Below are 16,976 nucleotides of genomic sequence, written 5' to 3' on the forward strand. Positions count from 1 at the left end.
ATGGCAACCGAACCCCTGCTGTTCCTGGTCGAGGATGACGCCGCCTTCGCGCGCACCCTGCAACGCTCGTTCGAGCGGCGCGGATACCGGGTGTCGGTCGCCGCCGACCCGGACGGGCTGACCACGCTGCTGGCGCACGCCACCCCGGATTATGCGGTCGTCGACCTGAAACTGGGGCAGGCGTCGGGCCTGACCTGCGTCCAGACGCTGCACCAGCATGATCCCGACATCGTCATTGTCGTGCTGACCGGCTATGCCAGCATCGCGACGGCGGTGCAGGCGATCAAGCTGGGCGCGACCTCCTACCTCGCCAAGCCCGCCAATACCGACGATATCGAAACCGCGTTCGGCACCATCGGCAACGTCGACACGCCGATCGGCGAACGGCCGACCTCGATCAAGACGCTGGAGTGGGAGCGGATCCACGAAACGCTGGCGGAAACCGACTTCAACGTCTCCGAAACCGCCCGCCGGCTGGGGATGCACCGCCGCACGCTGGCGCGGAAGCTGGAAAAGCGGCGGCTGACCTGATGTCGCCGCCCGCCCGGCCGTGACCGACCGGCGCACAGCCGATAATCGGGCACTGAGCGGCAATTCGGACGGACAGGCCCTGAAGTGATCCCGGCCCGCCCTTGCGCGCCCCTGACGGGCATCGCGGGGGTAGCAAGCGGCCGGTCCATCGGCTAGGGTATCGTCACCAAAACGAAACAACCCGAAAGCCCTGAGATTTGACCGACGCGACGCTGATCGCCGAACCTGCCGGTATCGAGACCATCTCGATCGTGGACGAGATGAAGTCGAGCTATCTCGACTACGCCATGAGCGTCATCGTCGCCCGCGCGCTGCCCGATGTGCGCGACGGTCTGAAGCCGGTGCACCGCCGCATTTTGTATTCCGCGCATGAAAGCGGCTTCGTCGCGGGCAAGGCCTATCGCAAGTCCGCGCGCATCGTCGGCGACGTGATGGGTAAATACCACCCGCACGGCGACAGCTCGATCTACGACGCGCTGGCCCGCATGGCGCAGGACTGGTCGATGCGAGTGCCGCTGGTCGATGGCCAGGGCAATTTCGGGTCGATGGATCCCGATCCGCCCGCAGCCATGCGCTATACCGAGGCGCGGCTGTCGAAGGTCGCCAACGCGCTGCTGAACGATCTCGACAAGGACACGGTCGACTTCACGCCCAATTATGACGGGTCGGAGCGTGAGCCGTCGGTGCTGCCGGCGCGCTTCCCCAACCTGCTGGTCAATGGCGCTGGCGGCATCGCCGTCGGCATGGCGACCAACATCCCGCCGCACAATCTGGGCGAGGTCATCAACGCCTGCCTTGCCTACATGGACAACGGGGCCATCACGACCGAGGAACTGATCGAGATCGTTCCCGGTCCCGACTTCCCGACCGGTGCGATCATCCTCGGCAAGGCGGGCGCGCGATCGGCCTATGAGACCGGGCGTGGTTCGGTCATCGTCCGCTCGCGTCATGTCGTCGAGGAAGGGCGCGGCGAGAAGCGCGCGATCGTCCTTACCGAAATCCCCTACCAGACCGGCAAGAACGGCCTGGTCGAAAAGATCGCGGAGGCCGCCAAGGACAAAAGGATCGAGGGCGTCAGCGACATCCGCGACGAGTCCAACCGCGAGGGCGTCCGCATCGTCATCGAACTGAAGCGTGACGCCACGCCGGAAGTCGTGCTGAACCAGCTGTGGCGGCACACGCCGGCGCAGTCGAGCTTCCCCGCCAACATGCTGGCGATCCGTGGCGGCCGCCCGGAACTGCTGAACCTGCGCGACATCATCGCCGCGTTCATCGGTTTCCGCGAACAGGTCATCACCCGCCGGTCGAAGTTCGAGCTGAACAAGGCCCGCGAGCGCGCGCATCTGTTGCTCGGACTCGTCATCGCCGTCACCAATCTGGACGAGGTCGTCCGCATCATCCGCGGGTCGTCCAGCCCGGCGGAGGCGCGCGCGAAACTGCTGTCGCGCGCCTGGCCGATCGCCGAAATTGCCGGCTATCTGCAACTGGTCGAGGCGGTCGAAAAGGAGATCGAGGGCGACACCTACACGCTCAGCGAGCTTCAGGTCCGCGCCATCCTCGACCTGCGTCTCCACCGTCTGACCGCGCTGGGTCGCGACGAGATCGGCGACGAGCTGAAGACACTGGCCGATTCGATCAGCGAGCTGCTGCTGATCCTCGCCGACCGTGCCAAGCTGTACGAGGTGATGCGCCAGGAATTGCAGGCGGTCCGCGACGAGTTCGCGACCCCGCGCCGCTCCGAGATCGCCGCCGCCGCCGACGGCATCGACGACGAGGATCTGATCGAGCGCGAGGACATGGTCGTGACCGTGACCATGCAGGGCTATATCAAGCGTACCCCGCTCGAAACCTTCCGCGCGCAGGCGCGTGGCGGCAAGGGGCGGTCGGGCATGGCGACCAAGGACGAGGACGTCGTCACCGAACTGTTCGTGACGAGCACCCACACGCCGGTCCTGTTCTTCTCGACCGCCGGCAAGGTGTACCGGATGAAGGTCTGGCGCCTGCCAGAGGGCGGTCCCGCCACGCGCGGGCGGCCGATGGTCAACCTGCTGCCCCTGGCGGCGGGCGAGACGATCTCGACCGTTCTGGCCCTGCCCGAGGACGAGGCGGAGTGGAGCAAGCTGCACGTCATGTTCGCGACCGCGCGCGGGGCGGTCCGTCGCAACGCAATGGATTCGTTCGCCAACGTGCCGTCCAACGGCAAGATCGCGATGCGGTTCGAGGAAGGATCCGAGGACAAGCTGATCGGCGTCGCCCTGCTCAGCGAGCATGACGACGTGCTCCTCGCCACCCGCAGCGGCAAGGCGATCCGCTTCGCCGGCGACGACGTTCGCGAGTTCCAGAGCCGGACCTCGACCGGCGTGCGCGGCATCATGCTGAAGGCGGACGACGAGGTCATCTCGCTGTCGGTCCTTCACCGCGTCGAGGCGACGCCGGATGAGCGCGAGACGTATCTGAAGTTCGCCCCGTGGAAGGGCGAACGCGAGGGCGACCACGGCCTCGGCGCAGACCGCTATGACGATCTGCGGACCCGCGAACAGTTCATCCTGACCGTCTGCGCCAACGGATATGGCAAGCTGTCGAGCGCCTATGACTATCGCCAGTCGGGTCGCGGCGGACAGGGCATCACCAACATCGACAATATCGGCCGCAACGGCCCTGTCGTCGCCAGCTTCCCCGCCGGCAAAGGACACCAGCTGATGCTGGTCACCGATCAGGCCAAGCTGATCCGCATGTCGCTCGGCAGCTTGCGCGTCATCAGCCGCAATTCGGCGGGCGTGAAGCTGTTCGACGTCGGCAAGGGCGAGCATGTCGTCTCCGCCGCGCGGATCGAGGAAACGGAGGAGGAGGCGCAGGTCCATCTGGCCGACGATACCCCGACCATCGCCCCCGATACCGGCGCGACGATCGGCGACGACGCGGCCGAAGGTCCGGCGGAGGGCGAATGACGCCGCCCCCCATGTCGAACGCCGTGTCGACCACCGCCTACAAGGTGCTGACCGCCGATCAGATGGCGACGCTGGAGAAGGACAGGACCTTCGCCGGCGCGCCGGTCGACCGGGCCGATGGCTACATCCACCTGTCGACCGAAGCGCAACTGACCGAGACGGTCGACAAGCATTTCAGCGGCCAGACCGACCTGCACGTCGTCGCGGTCGACCTTGAGGTGCTGGGCGAGGCTGTCCGGTGGGAGCCGTCGCGCGGCGGGCAGTTGTTCCCGCACATCTACGGCGCGCTGCCGCTCGACGCGGTGCTGGCCTATGGCCCGCTCGCGCGCGATGCGGATGGCAGGGTCAGGCTGCCCGTCGCCGGCTGACGCGGTACCGCGGGATCACCGCACGATCTGCACACGGCCTCGACATCGCGGCGATATCACGGGGAAACACCCGTGAAGGCCCGCCCGTCATGTTCGTCCGTCCCCGCTACGCGATCGCCACCATCCTCCTCCTGCTGGCAGAGACGGGTATCGCCCTGTTCCTGCGCGATCCGCTGATCCGCCCCCATGTCGGCGACAGTCTGGCCGTCACGCTGGTGTATTGCGGGCTGCGCGCCGGAACGCGGGCACGGGTCCGACCGGCCGTTACGATCGCGCTAATCGTCGCCACCATGATCGAAATCGGGCAGCGGTTCGGCGCGGTCGATCGGCTTGGCTTCGGGACCTGGCCGATCGCGCGCGTCGTGCTCGGCACCGGCTTCGATCCATGGGACTTCTCTGCCTATGCGGCTGGCGGTGCACTCGTCCTGGTCGTGGAAACCGTTCGTCGAGCGGGGATCACGCCGGGGCCTGCACCAGCCGGATCAGCGTGCCGTCGGGGTCGATCAGCGCCCCTACCCGCCCGCCCCACGCCTCGCGACGCGGGCGATGCGCGCGCGGCCAGCCGCGCGTCGCCTCCACAATCCCGGCATTGATGACGACCGCGAAGAACGAATCGACATCGTCCATCCGAAAGCAGCAGCTGAACGAACTGCTCGCTGGATCAAGATTGGGAAACGAGAAGAATTCGAGAGTCAATCCGCCGCGCCGCAGGATCATCCAGCCCGCATCCCGCCACGTCTGCTCGAACCCCAGCCGACCATAAAAGGCGGCGGTACCATCGAAACTGCGCGACGGCAGATTGGGTGTCGCGACGTCGGACATGCCATTGGTCCCGGCTGTTGAGGCACCAGCATACACCGCGCATGGCCCCTGTCACATGCCCCCTACCAATGTTGGAAATCGTCTGACATCGGATGCCGCATGATCGAGCATCCGCCTCTCCTCCAAACCCCGTCGCGACCATCCGCGACCATGGTCGCCGAAGTTGACGAAACGACACCGTCTCTGATGCAGGTCGTCAACTTCGCTGCCGTGCAGCCCCCATGCTGGCCCTTCGCCCCTCGCCCCGCTATCGCCGAATCATGACCCACGACATTCACATCATCGGCGGCGGACTCGCCGGTTCCGAAGCCGCCTGGCAGCTTGCCGAGGCGGGCATCAAGGTTCGCCTGTCCGAAATGCGCGGCAGTGGCGAAGCGACGCCGGCGCACCAGACCGACGGCCTTGCCGAACTCGTCTGCTCGAACAGCTTCCGCTCGGACGATGCGGAAAGCAACGCAGTCGGCCTGCTGCATCAGGAACTGCGGACGCTCGGCTCGCTCATCATGCGCCAGGCGGATCTGCACCGCGTCCCCGCCGGCTCCGCGCTGGCGGTCGACCGCGACCTGTTTTCGGACAGCGTCACGCAGGCGATCGACCATCACCCCAACATCACTCTGGTGCGCGAACGCGTCGATACCCTGCCCGACGGTCCGGCGATCATCGCCACCGGCCCGTTGACCGGGGCGGCGCTGGCCAGCGACATCGGCGCGGCGACGGGCGCGGAATCGCTGGCGTTTTTCGACGCGCTCGCGCCGATCGTCCACCGCGATTCGATCGACATGGACATCGCCTGGTTCGCCTCGCGCTGGGACAAGGGCGAGACCAAGGACTACATCAACTGCCCGATGACGCAGGAAGAGTATCTCGCCTTCCACACGGGACTCGTCGAGGGTGAGAAGACGCCGTTCAAGGACTGGGAAAAGGACACCCCCTATTTCGAGGGCTGCATGCCGATCGAGGTGATGGCGGAGCGCGGTCTGGACACGCTGCGCTACGGGCCGATGAAACCGGTCGGCCTCGACAACCCGAAAACCGGGCGCTGGCCGCACGCCGTCGTTCAGTTGCGTCAGGACAATGCGCAGGGCACACTCTGGAACATCGTCGGGTTCCAGACCAAGCTGAAGCACGCCGAGCAGGTCCGCCTGTTCCGTACCATTCCGGGGTTGCAGAATGCCGAGTTCGCGCGGCTGGGCGGCCTGCACCGCAACACTTTCATCCGCTCGCCCGAACTGCTCGATGAGACGCTGCGGCTGAAATCGCGGCCGAACATCCGCTTCGCCGGACAGATCACGGGATGCGAGGGCTATATCGAAAGCGCGTCGATCGGGCTGCTGGCGGGGCGCTTTGCGGCGGCCGAGCTGAACGGCACGACGATGACCCCGCCGCCGGTCGCGACCGCGCTGGGCGCGCTGCTGGGGCACATCACGGGTCTTGCCGAGGTCGAGACCTATCAGCCGATGAACGTGAACTTCGGCCTGTTCCCGCCGATCGCCGGCCGCACGAAAAAGGCCGACCGCAAACGGATGTACACCGACCGCGCGCGGGCCGCACTGGCCGACTGGATGGCGAACCAGTCACGGCCGGTGGCCGCGTCCGTCGGCTAGCAAGCCAGATGCGTCATTTCCGAAACCCTGGACTGTTTCGCCACGCGCGCAATGACGGATGGACCGGGGTGTCAATCCGGCCCTAATCGTCCACAGCCGCAGCGGCGGGCGGACAGACGCAGCGCGCACGGGCGGTGCGTTTGGGGGCGGTCGTGGCGAACTCGACCGGCGTCATCGTCCCCGACGTGTCGCGGTCGGCGGTAGCGAACTTCGCGGTGGTCTTGGCTGCCCATTCGTCGAACGACAGCCGGCCGTCCTTGTTGGTGTCCAGCTTGGCATAGGCTTTGCGCCGCGCGGCCAGATATTCGTCGCGGGTGATCCGGCCGTCGCGATCCTTGTCATAGCGGCCGAACCGTTTTTCCTCGCGGGTTTTCGGCGTCGCTTCGGGCAGGGCCGGCAGGGCTTCGGCGCCACCGGTCTGCATCGGTGTCGCCACCGCGGCGGCCGGCGTCGCGGGCAACAGCGGCTCGGGCCGGGTATGACTGCCGAGCACGAGCGCGCCGGCCCCGACCATCGCCAGCGCCGCCGCGCCGCCCGCCAGATATCGCCACATCATCCCACCCCCGCCTGTCCCTGTCGCCGCCACGCTATCACGTCGTCACCCGGCCGCAACCCCGCCGATCAGCGACCGGTCAGGCGGTGGAGCAGCAGTCGCCCGACCCGCGACGGGCTGCCCGGTGCAGTGCCGGCCAGATCGGCACGCGCCAGCACCGCCAGCGCCCCCAGCGCCCGCAACCGGCGCGGCAGCGTACCCGTCAGCCCGGCCGCCAGGTGCCGCGCCGCCGCCTGCCCGGCCCGCGCCGCCGCCGCGCCATCGCGCAGCTTGGCCGCCAGGTCGGCCAGCGCCCAGCCGGCACCCAGATCGGCGATCCGTCCGTCACCCCCGCCGCAGACGGTCGCCGCCGCCGCGAACAGCACGCCCCCGCGCCGCTGCCCGAACAGCGCGATCGCCGCGTCGTCGGGCGACGGATCGTCCAGCAGCACCTCCCATGCGTCGATCATCACGGCCAGATCGGTTCCGGCGACGCCCGCCGGGACGACATGCGTGGCGATGCCCTGCAACACCGGCTCGGCCGGCGGCGGCGCGGTGGCGAGCGCGGCCAGCGCATCGTGCCACCACGTCAGCCGCATCTGCCCGACCAGCGGCTGGCTGGTCGACCGGACGATCCCGCCCAGCGTCGTATCGAGGGCCAGCAACGCCGCCAGCCCGGGCTGCGCGGCATCCGGCGCATAGCCAAGGGCAAGGCCGCGTTCGGCGGTTAAGGAGTCGTTTACCATGACATTTGATCGGACCTTAGCGGGTGCGGCGGCAAGGAGGACGCGGATTCATCCGAATTGGGCGTATAGTGAATGCGGCAGGGCCAAGACAAACCACGGCGATCGACGCGATCGCTGCTGCTGGATCGCGGTGGTAACACGCTGGCGATCATGGCGGCGGCGTTGATCCCGTTGTCGGCGATGGCCGGGTCGGCGGTGGACATGGCCCGGATGTACGTCGTCAAGGTGCGGTTGCAACAGGCGTGCGACGCCGGCGTTCTGGCCGGGCGCAAGTTCATGACGCTGGATTCGGGCACATCGCTGGGGACCGATGCCACGAACAGGGCAACGGCGTTCTTCGACAACAATTTCAAGGTCGGTTGGTACGGGACTTCGGCACCGGACCCCGCCAAGCGATTTGTGCCCACGCGGACCAGCGACAACCAGGTATCGGGCGTGGCGACCATCACTTTGCCGATGACCGTCATGAAGATGTTCGGCAAGCCCGACGTCGTCCTGTCGACGACCTGCATGGCGCGGTTCGACGTCGCCGATGTCGACACGATGTTCGTCCTCGATATCACGGGATCGATGACCTGTGCGGCGAACGAAAGCGTTTGCACGATGACGTCGGAAACCTACACGCGTGACGACGGCACGACGGGCTATAGCTATACCGAAAAGCCGTCGTCCAAGATCAGGGCGCTGCGATCGGCCGTGCTCTCCTATTACGACACGCTGAAATCCAGCGCCGATACCGCGACCAAGCTTCGCTTCGGCTTTGTGCCTTACGCGTCCTCCGTAAACGCAGGCGCGGCCATTCGCGCAGGAAATCCGTCACTAATGGTCAGCCCGCAGTGGGCCTATCAATCCCGCCGGGTAATCGGCGACGCCAACGATGGAGGATCCTATACCAGCGCTGGCACCGGATTCACCTATGCGGCGTGCATGCAGTATAACGGGCTACGCAGCCCCCAATCCGGGTGGGACGGCAACGGCCGCGCCGTCTATTATTCGAACGCCAACTGGAGCAGCCGGAATGGCTATTGCTCGGCAACGACCCAGGGGTTGCGGCCGCTGTGGCGGTACGGCCAGTGGAATGCCGACATCACCGGTTTCCTGGCCGGTAATCCGGTGCAGGATCCTAGCCAGGTCGTGACCGCGATGACCCGGTGGTCCGGTTGTATCGAGGAACGGATGACGACACCGGGCGTGACCTCGTTCGACCAAGCCAACCTTCCCCCAGATCTCGACCCCGATCGCGTACCGACCGACACCGCAACCCGCTGGCGGCCGATGTGGCCAGAGAGTGTCTACATCCGCAACAATCCCGGCCCAGCGTCACAGGACACCGCCGACGACCTGAACGCGATCGGTTCCGTTGGCAATCAGCAGGGCGGCTTTGCGGCCTGTGGCAAACCCGTGAAGCGCATCACGCCGATGGATCGCACCGACGTCAGCAACTATGTCAACGCGGTCGATTTCCGGGCGATCGGCGGCACCTATCACGATGTCGGAATGATCTGGGGCACCCGCCTTCTGTCACCAACAGGCGTCTTCGCCAACGACACGGCGGCGTGGCCCAACCGGAACGCGCCCAACCGCAATATCATCTTCATGACCGATGGCGCGATGGCCCCGAACGAGACGATCTATGGCATGTACGGCCTCGAATGGAGCGACCAGCGGGTATCGGGCGGCGATTTCGGCAACCTGACCGCCTATCACAACGCCCGGTTCCTGGCGGAGTGCGACGCGGCAAAGGCGCGCAACATCACGGTGTGGGTCGTCGCGTTCGGCCAGACGATCAACGACGAACTGCGCAACTGCGCCTCCACGCCCGACCGCGCGTTCTTCGCGTCGGACAATGCCACGCTGACCACGCAGTTCCAGTCGATCGCCCGCCGCATCGCCATGCTACGACTGTCGCAATGATGCGGCCGCGCGCACTCTGGCGGGACCGGCGCGGGGTGACCGCGATCGAGTTCGCCATCATCCTGCCAGTCATGCTGCTGACCATCATGGGCCTGAGCGATCTGGCGTACCGCGAATATGTGCAGGTGGTGTTCGAGGGCGCGTTGCAGAAGGCCGGGCGCGATTCGGCGATCGAGGGCGGCGACGACATGGCCGCCGATCTCGATACCAAGGTGATGACGTCGGTATGGACGGTCGCCAAATCGGCCACCTACAGGACGGCGCGCACCACCAACGCCACCTTTTCGCAATTCAAGCCCGAACGCTTCACCGACAGCAACGACAACAAGAAATACGATGCGGGCGAATGTTTCGACGACGTCAACGGTAACCGGCAATGGGATCAGGATCCGGGTGCCACCGGCCAGGGTCGCGCCAACGACGTCACGCTGTACGTCATGACGATCACCTATCCGCGGCTGTTCCCGCTGCTGAAATCGCTGGGATTCCCGACCATGGAGACGTTGACCGCGCGCACCCTGCTGAAGAACCAGCCCTATGCCAGCCAGGTCGTGACGTCGCAGCCCGTCGTGCCGATCTGTTCATGACCCCCGCCCTGCACCACCGCCTCCGCCGCGCCCTGCGCCGGTTCGCCCGCGAAACCCGCGGCGTCGCGCTGGTCGAATTCGCGTTCGCCGCGCCGATCGTGCTCGGCATCGGTACCTATGCGGTCGAGCTGGCCAATTACGGGATCACCCAGATGCGGGTCAGCCAGATCGCGCTGAACCTGGCCGACAACGCATCGCGCGTCGGCGCGACGAGCAGCCTGTCGATCCAGCAACTGCGGGAGGGCGATATCAACGACGTGCTGCAGGCGGCGCGCTATCAGGGCAGCAGGATCGGCCTGACCACGACGGGGCGCATCACCTTGTCCAGCCTGGAACAGAACAGCAGCGGCGGGCAGTGGATCCACTGGCAGCGCTGCATCGGCCTGAAACGGGGGGTCGGGTATGATTCCAGCTATGGCACCGAAGGTGACGGCGCGAGCGGGACGGGCTTTGCCGGCATGGGCGAGACAGGCGCGAAGGTGACGGCACCGCCCGCGTCGGGCGTGATGTTCGTCGAGATCAACTACGACTATCAGCCGGTGTTCGGCAACTGGGTGCTGGGGACCAAGAAGATCCGATACATCGCGTCGTTCATCGTCCGCGACAATCGCGATTTTGGCCAGATCCACAATCCGGCACCGGCCGCCGCCGCATCATCCTGTTCGCTCTATACGGCCTGACCGACCGCCCCGGAATTTCCGGGACGGTCGGGGCAGGACAGGTCAGACGACCTTCTTCACCGTGGCGACGATCTTGTCGGCGGTGATGAGCGCCAGCTTTTCCAGATTGGCGGCATAGGGCAGCGGCACGTCCTCGTTGGTCACGCGCAGCACCGGCGCGTCGAGGTCGTCGAAGCCGTGCTCCATCGCCAGCGCGACGATTTCGGACGCGATCGAGCAGGTCGGCCAGCCTTCCTCAACCACGACCATGCGGTTGGTCTTGGAAAGGCTTTTCAGCACCGTGCCGGTATCGAGCGGGCGCAGCGTGCGCAGGTCGATGACCTCCGCGTCGATGCCCTCGGCCGCCAGCTTCTCGGCGGCTTCGAGGCTGAGGCCGACGCCGATCGAATAGCTGACCAGCGTGACGTCCTTGCCCTCGCGCATGATCCGCGCCTTGCCGATCGGCAGGACGTGGTCGTCGAGCTTGGGCACGTCGAACGACCGGCCGTACATCAGCTCGTTTTCGAGGAACACGACCGGATCCTCGCTGCGGATCGCGGCCTTCAGCAGACCCTTGGCGTCGGCCGCGTCATATGGCGCGATGACGATCAGGCCGGGGACCGATGCGTACCACGGGCCATAGTTCTGGCTGTGCTGCGCGCCGACGCGGCTGGCAGCACCATTGGGACCACGGAACACGATCGGGCAGCGCATCTGGCCGCCGGACATGTAATTGGTCTTGGCCGCCGAATTGATGATGTGGTCGATCGCCTGCATCGCGAAGTTGAACGTCATGAATTCGACGATCGGGCGCAGGCCCGACATTGCCGCGCCGGTACCGACGCCGGCAAAGCCGTATTCGGTGATCGGCGTGTCGATGACGCGACGCTCGCCGAACTCGTCCAGCAGCCCCTGCGTAACCTTGTACGCGCCCTGATATTGCGCGACTTCCTCGCCGATCACGAACACGCGGTCGTCGCGGCGCATTTCCTCGGCCATCGCATCGCGCAGGGCTTCGCGGACGGTCGTCTTGACCATCTCGGTACCCTCCGGAATTGCCGGATCAGCCTTGCCGGTCTTCTCGGCCGCGGCCACCAGTTGCTTGGTGCCGGTGTCGACGTCGTGACCAGCCGCGCCCTCGGGGGCCGGCGGGGTCGCGCCGCCATCCGACGGCGCTTCCTTCGGTGCGGCGTTGGCCGCATCGCCCGAACGGTCGGACTTGGCCGCAGGCTCTTCACCCTCGGCGGCGATCGTCGCGATGACGGTGCCAACCTTCACGCCGTCCGTGCCCTCGGCCACGTCGATGCTGGCGATCGTGCCCTCATCGACCGCCTCGAACTCCATCGTCGCCTTGTCGGTCTCGATCTCGGCCAGGATATCCCCGGACTTGACCGTGTCGCCTTCCTTGACCAGCCACTTCGCCAGCGTACCCTCTTCCATCGTGGGCGAGAGCGCCGGCATCTTGATTTCGATCGCCATCAATAGGACTCCACCAGGATGTCGGTATAGAGTTCGGCCGCATCCGGCTCGGGGGTGTTCTCGGCGAAGTCCGCGGACTCGTTCACGACCTTGCGGATTTCCTGCTCGACCGTCTTCAGTTCCTCAGCCGTCACGCCCTGTTCTTCCAGCAGCTTCTTGACGTGCTCGATCGGGTCGGACTTGTCGCGCACGGCCTGAACCTCGTCACGGCTGCGATACTTGGCCGGGTCGGACATCGAATGGCCGCGATAGCGATAGGTCTTCATTTCGAGGATGACCGGCCCCTTGCCCGCGCGGACCCAGGCCAGCGCCTCCTCGGCAGCACCGCGGCACGCCAGCACGTCCATGCCGTCGACCTGGATGCCGGGGATGCGGAAGCTTTCGCCGCGACGGTAGAGCTGGTCCTCGGCCGATGCGCGGTTCACGCTCGTGCCCATGGCGTACTGGTTGTTCTCGATCACGAAGATGATCGGCAGCTTCCACAGCTCGGCCATGTTGAAGCTTTCGTACACCTGGCCCTGGTTCGCCGCGCCATCGCCGAAATAGGCGAGGCAGACGCCACCGTCGTTGCTGTACTTGTGCTTGAACGCGAGACCCGCACCCAGCGACACCTGCGCACCCACGATGCCGTGGCCGCCATAGAACTTGTGCTCGGTCGAGAACATGTGCATCGACCCGCCCTTGCCGCGCGAAATGCCGGCGGCACGTCCCGTCAGCTCGGCCATGATGACCTTGGGATCAATACCGTAGGCGAGCATGTGACCATGATCGCGGTAGCCGGTGATGACCGAATCCGTGTCGTTGTTCAGCGCGGACTGAAGGCCGACCGCGACCGCCTCCTGACCGATGTACAGGTGACAGAAGCCACCGATGAAGCCGAGGCCGTAGAGCTGGCCCGCCTTTTCCTCGAAACGGCGGATCAGCAGCATCTGCTTGTAGAACGCCACCAGCTCGTCCTTCGACGCCTGATAGGGTTGCGGCTCCGCGGGACGCTCGCGGTTGACGATGGGTGGCTCGCTCGAAGGGCGGGCTGGGGCTTTGGCCACGATGGGAGACCTCGTTTCCGTAAGGGAGGATAGGCGGCTGCTATAGTCCGGGTCGGACGCAAACTGCAATTGCCCAGACGCCTACGATCTCGCCGACGATCTCCACCGACGATATCCCGCCTTTGCGCGACCATAGGCAAAGCCGGTTGCGGCCGGCATCGCCACGGGCCTAAAGCCGCAACCGATGACATCCGCCGCCCATTCCCCGCCCCATCCCTTTTCGATACCCAATTTCCGCGCCTATTGGGCGGCGCGCCTGATGATGACGCTGGCGCAGAACGGCATGATTATCGTGGTCGGGTGGCAGACCTACACCATCGCCCGCGCGACCATGTCGCCATCGGCCGCCGCCGCGCAGCTCGGGCTGATCGGCCTGTTGCAATTCCTGCCGCTGTTCGCCTCCACGCCGATCACCGGATGGGTGGCCGACCGGTTCGACCGGCGCTGGATCACGCGGGTCACGGTGACGCTGCAACTGGCCTGCGCGCTGACGCTGGCGGTGGTGACGTACGAGAATACGATGACGCTGCCGGTGCTGTTCTCGGTTGCCGTCGCACTGGGCGTCGCGCGCGCCTTTGCCGGACCGGCCTTTTCCGCGCTCGCCCCCAATCTGGTCCCGCGCGAGGTGCTGCCGACCGCGATCGCGCTCAGTTCGATCTCGTGGCAGATGGGGACGATCGTCGGCCCGGCGATCGGCGGTTATGCCTATGCCTGGACACCGTCCGCCGCCTATTTCCTGGCAACCGGACTGTTCGCGCTGGCGCTGGTGTGCCTGTTCCTGATCGGTCCGGTCGCGCGCAGCATCGCGGTGCGCAAGGGCAACCCGCTGCGCCAGATCGCCGATGGCCTCGCCTATGTCGGGCAGAACAAGCTGGTCCTCGGCGCGATCACGCTGGACCTGTTCGCGGTGTTCCTGGCCGGGACCAGCGCGCTGCTGCCGATCTATGCGCACGATATCCTGAAGGTCGGGCCGACCGGCCTCAGCGCGCTGGCCGCCGCCCCCGCCGTCGGTGCGGCGCTGGTCGCGCTGATCTTCTCGATCCGGCCGCTGAAGACCAATGTCGGCCCCAAGATGCTGGTATCGGTGCTGGTCTACGGCACCGCGACGGTCGTGTTCGGCCTGTCGACCGCGATGCCGCTCAGCCTGATCGCGCTGGCGGTGGCCGGCGCGGCCGACATGTTCTCGGTCTATATCCGCCAGTCGCTGATCCAGCTCTATACCCCCGACGACAAGCGCGGGCGGGTGGGCGCGGTGTCGCAGCTGACGATTTCGGCATCCAACGAGCTGGGCGAGGCCGAATCAGGATTTCTCGCCTCTGCGCTCGGGCCGGTCGGCGCGGTGCTGGTCGGCGGCGGCGGGGCGATCGTCGTCACGATCCTGTGGACCTTCCTGTTTCCCAGCATCCGCCGCGCGCGGACATTCGATCCGCCACAGGCGTTACTTGACGAAGCCCAGCAAACGGAGACAGCCCGATGAAGGCCAACACCATTCTCGACACGATCGGCAACACGCCGCACGTCCGCGTCGCCCGACTGTTCCCGGACGCCGAGGTCTGGATCAAGTCCGAACGCTCCAACCCCGGCGGGTCGATCAAGGACCGGATCGCGCTGGCCATGATCGAGGCGGCCGAGGCCGACGGCCACCTGAAGCCAGGCGGTACGATCATCGAGCCGACCAGCGGCAATACCGGTGTCGGGCTGGCGATGGTCGCGGCGGTCAAGGGCTATACGCTCGTGCTGGTGATGCCCGAAAGCATGTCGCTGGAACGCCGGCGGCTGATGCTGGCCTATGGGGCCAGCTTCGACCTGACCCCGCGCGAGAAGGGCATGAAGGGCGCGATCGAACGCGCGATGGAGCTGGTCGAGCAGACGCCGAACAGCTGGATGCCGCAGCAGTTTGAAAATACCGCGAACATCGACGTCCATGTCCGCACGACCGCACAGGAAATCCTCCGCGACTTCGCCGACACGCCGATCGACGCCATCATCACCGGCGTCGGCACCGGCGGCCACATCACCGGTGTCGCCGAGGAGCTGAAGCGCCACTGGCCCGCGCTGAAGGTGTTTGCGGTCGAACCGCTCGCCTCGCCGGTCATCAACGGCGGTCAGGCGGGTCCGCACCCGATTCAGGGCATCGGCGCCGGCTTCATTCCCGCCAACCTCCACACCCAGTCGCTGGACGGCGTGATCGGGGTCGACGCCAACGACGCCAAGGACATGGCCCGGCGTTCGGCCGCCGAGGAAGGAATGCTGGTCGGGATCAGTTCGGGCGCGACGCTGGCGGCGATCCGCCAGAAGCTGGCCGATCTGCCGGCGGGGTCGCGCGTGCTGGGCTTCAACTACGACACGGGCGAGCGGTATCTGTCGGTCCCGGACTTCCTGCCGGAACATTGATGACGACCGACAAGACCGAAACGACGCCAGCGATCCGCGCGATCCTTGGCGTCGTCGCCGTTGCCGCCATTGCCGGGCCGGCGCTCGTCGTGCGCCATGCACCGATGCCGGCGGCCAAGCCGGTGATGGTCAGGATCCCAAAGCGGGTGGTGCCCCAGGCGGAGGTGCCGCCGGTCGAGCCGGTGACCTTTGTCGATCTGGCCCCCGACGATGCGCGGTCGTTCAACGCGACCGTGCCGTTCTCCACCGCGCCCAACCCGGCCGCGCGGCCCTTCGTGCTGCCCGGCGGACAGGAAGACCGCGACCGCGCGACCGACTGCCTCGCGGCGGCGTTGTGGTACGAGGCGGGCGACGACGCGGTCGGTGAGAAGGCGGTGGCGCAGGTCGTGCTGAACCGCGTCCGCCATCCGGCCTTTCCCAAGACGGTGTGCGGCGTGGTGTTCGAGGGATCCGATCGCAAGACCGGCTGCCAGTTCACCTTCACCTGCGACGGTGCGATCACGCGCCGTCCGTCGGACACCGGCTGGCAGCGCGCCCGTGCCATCGCCACGTCGGCGTTATCGGGCGAGGTCTACAAGCCGGTCGGCTATGCCACCCACTACCACACCGACTGGGTCGTGCCGTACTGGCAGTCGAGCCTGGACAAGGTGGCGGCGGTCCACACCCATCTGTTCTTCCGCTGGACCGGCTGGTGGGGCACGCCGCCGGCCTTCAACCGTCAGGTGCAGCCGTCGGAACCGGTCGTCGCCAAGATGGCCGCGCTGTCCGACGCCCACCGGCTGGGGGCCGTCATCGCCGCTGCCGATGCGTCGATCGTGGCGGCGACGCCGTTCTTCGGTCGCGCATTGCAGCCGCTGGTGAGCGATCCGAACACCTTCCTGACGACGCTGGCCCCGACGACCACGCCGCAAAGCTATCGCGCGCTGGCCGAGCAGGCCTGTGGCGACCGGCCGACATGCAAGGTGATGGGCTGGACCGACGTGGCCAACATGGCGTTCACCCTGCCGCTGGAACCCGAACAGATGGCGGCGATGTCGTTCAGCTATCTGCGCGACCGGCCGGCGGGGTTTGAAAAGGCCCTGTGGAACTGCACCGAGTTCAAGGGGCTTGCGCCAGCCGCCTGCATGAAGCGACAGGCGCTGCGGATCACCGCACCGAGTGAGCCGGCCGCCGCGCCAGGACCGGACGCGCCACGCGGACCGGAGGTGCTGGACGGCGTGCGGCGGAAAACGGCGATCGAGCCGGTGAAAACACCCGTTCCAACTCCATCACCGACGCCAACGCGGCCTTCATAGACGCAGCCACCCTCACCCTCCCGGTGCTCACGCGCCTCCTTTCCTCTCCCG

Annotated in this window: 15 protein-coding genes and 1 pseudogene; 11 read left to right on the plus strand and 5 right to left on the minus strand. The window is 66.6% G+C overall.

Features of this window, described 5'->3' with window-relative positions:
* The 4 genes and pseudogenes from ASE75_RS08160 to ASE75_RS16140 form a co-directional block, all read left to right on the plus strand.
* Complete coding sequence (locus ASE75_RS08160; RefSeq protein ID WP_055931675.1) at positions 1–531, plus strand: response regulator transcription factor; 531 nt, start codon at positions 1–3, stop codon at positions 529–531.
* A 197-nt stretch (positions 532–728) separates the two neighbouring features.
* Positions 729–3,479 (plus strand): DNA gyrase subunit A, encoded by a 2,751-nt coding sequence (gene gyrA / locus ASE75_RS08165; protein WP_055931678.1) that lies wholly within the window; start codon positions 729–731, stop codon positions 3,477–3,479.
* Entirely contained in the window at positions 3,476–3,847 is a 372-nt protein-coding gene (locus ASE75_RS08170) for a DUF952 domain-containing protein (protein ID WP_443025306.1), read from the plus strand. The genes gyrA and ASE75_RS08170 overlap by 4 nt, the downstream gene beginning before the upstream one ends.
* Positions 3,848–3,936: 89 nt before the next feature.
* Positions 3,937–4,248: pseudogene (locus ASE75_RS16140) on the plus strand (DUF2809 domain-containing protein); the annotation flags it as partial.
* 55 nt (positions 4,249–4,303) lie between these two features.
* Here the strand turns inward: ASE75_RS16140 and ASE75_RS08175 are convergent.
* Positions 4,304–4,669, minus strand: a complete 366-nt coding sequence (locus ASE75_RS08175; protein WP_055931681.1) for a bleomycin resistance protein — start codon at positions 4,667–4,669, stop codon at positions 4,304–4,306.
* Positions 4,670–4,929: 260 nt separating this feature from the next.
* On the opposite strand from ASE75_RS08175, the gene trmFO reads away from it, so the two are divergent.
* Positions 4,930–6,273, plus strand: coding sequence for a methylenetetrahydrofolate--tRNA-(uracil(54)-C(5))-methyltransferase (FADH(2)-oxidizing) TrmFO (gene trmFO / locus ASE75_RS08180; RefSeq protein ID WP_055931684.1), 1,344 nt, complete (start codon positions 4,930–4,932; stop codon positions 6,271–6,273).
* Between the two features lie 82 nt (positions 6,274–6,355).
* Here the strand turns inward: trmFO and ASE75_RS08185 are convergent, their stop codons facing one another.
* Both ASE75_RS08185 and ASE75_RS08190 read right to left on the minus strand, forming a co-directional pair.
* A complete protein-coding gene (locus ASE75_RS08185) occupies positions 6,356–6,826 on the minus strand; it encodes an EF-hand domain-containing protein (RefSeq protein WP_055932209.1) in 471 nt (156 codons plus the stop codon).
* A 68-nt stretch (positions 6,827–6,894) separates the two neighbouring features.
* Positions 6,895–7,551 (minus strand): squalene/phytoene synthase family protein, encoded by a 657-nt coding sequence (locus ASE75_RS08190; protein ID WP_055931687.1) that lies wholly within the window; start codon positions 7,549–7,551, stop codon positions 6,895–6,897.
* A 72-nt stretch (positions 7,552–7,623) separates the two neighbouring features.
* Here ASE75_RS08190 and ASE75_RS08195 point away from each other — a divergent pair, with 72 nt between their 5' ends.
* The 3 genes from ASE75_RS08195 to ASE75_RS08205 are packed head-to-tail and all read left to right on the plus strand — an operon-like array spanning position 7,624 to position 10,732.
* Positions 7,624–9,465 carry a TadE/TadG family type IV pilus assembly protein gene (locus ASE75_RS08195; protein WP_055931690.1) on the plus strand — a complete coding sequence of 614 codons (1,842 nt, stop codon included), beginning with the start codon at positions 7,624–7,626 and terminating at the stop codon, positions 9,463–9,465.
* Positions 9,465–10,052 carry a TadE/TadG family type IV pilus assembly protein gene (locus ASE75_RS08200; RefSeq protein WP_235512560.1) on the plus strand — a complete coding sequence of 196 codons (588 nt, stop codon included), beginning with the start codon at positions 9,465–9,467 and terminating at the stop codon, positions 10,050–10,052. The genes ASE75_RS08195 and ASE75_RS08200 overlap by 1 nt, the downstream gene beginning before the upstream one ends.
* On the plus strand, positions 10,049–10,732 hold the full coding sequence (locus ASE75_RS08205) for a TadE/TadG family type IV pilus assembly protein (RefSeq protein ID WP_055931696.1): 684 nt from the start codon (positions 10,049–10,051) through the stop codon (positions 10,730–10,732). The genes ASE75_RS08200 and ASE75_RS08205 overlap by 4 nt, the downstream gene beginning before the upstream one ends.
* Positions 10,733–10,774: 42 nt before the next feature.
* Here the strand turns inward: ASE75_RS08205 and ASE75_RS08210 are convergent, their stop codons facing one another.
* Together ASE75_RS08210 and pdhA are read right to left on the minus strand one after the other, a co-directional pair.
* On the minus strand, positions 10,775–12,190 hold the full coding sequence (locus ASE75_RS08210; protein ID WP_055931699.1) for a pyruvate dehydrogenase complex E1 component subunit beta: 1,416 nt from the start codon (positions 12,188–12,190) through the stop codon (positions 10,775–10,777).
* Positions 12,190–13,236 carry a pyruvate dehydrogenase (acetyl-transferring) E1 component subunit alpha gene (pdhA, locus tag ASE75_RS08215; RefSeq protein ID WP_055931702.1) on the minus strand — a complete coding sequence of 349 codons (1,047 nt, stop codon included), beginning with the start codon at positions 13,234–13,236 and terminating at the stop codon, positions 12,190–12,192. Before pdhA ends, ASE75_RS08210 begins: the two co-directional genes overlap by 1 nt.
* Before the next feature lie 184 nt (positions 13,237–13,420).
* On the opposite strand from pdhA, the gene ASE75_RS08220 reads away from it, so the two are divergent.
* From ASE75_RS08220 to ASE75_RS08230, 3 genes are read left to right on the plus strand one after another with little or no spacing between them, the layout of a single operon-like run.
* Complete coding sequence (locus ASE75_RS08220) at positions 13,421–14,713, plus strand: MFS transporter (protein ID WP_055931704.1); 1,293 nt, start codon at positions 13,421–13,423, stop codon at positions 14,711–14,713.
* Positions 14,710–15,630 carry a cysteine synthase A gene (gene cysK, locus ASE75_RS08225; protein ID WP_055931708.1) on the plus strand — a complete coding sequence of 307 codons (921 nt, stop codon included), beginning with the start codon at positions 14,710–14,712 and terminating at the stop codon, positions 15,628–15,630. Before ASE75_RS08220 ends, cysK begins: the two co-directional genes overlap by 4 nt.
* Positions 15,630–16,925 carry a cell wall hydrolase gene (locus ASE75_RS08230; protein WP_055931711.1) on the plus strand — a complete coding sequence of 432 codons (1,296 nt, stop codon included), beginning with the start codon at positions 15,630–15,632 and terminating at the stop codon, positions 16,923–16,925. Before cysK ends, ASE75_RS08230 begins: the two co-directional genes overlap by 1 nt.
* Positions 16,926–16,976: the final 51 nt, after the last annotated feature.

Source organism: Sphingomonas sp. Leaf17, assembly GCF_001421505.1.
GTDB lineage: Bacteria > Pseudomonadota > Alphaproteobacteria > Sphingomonadales > Sphingomonadaceae > Sphingomonas.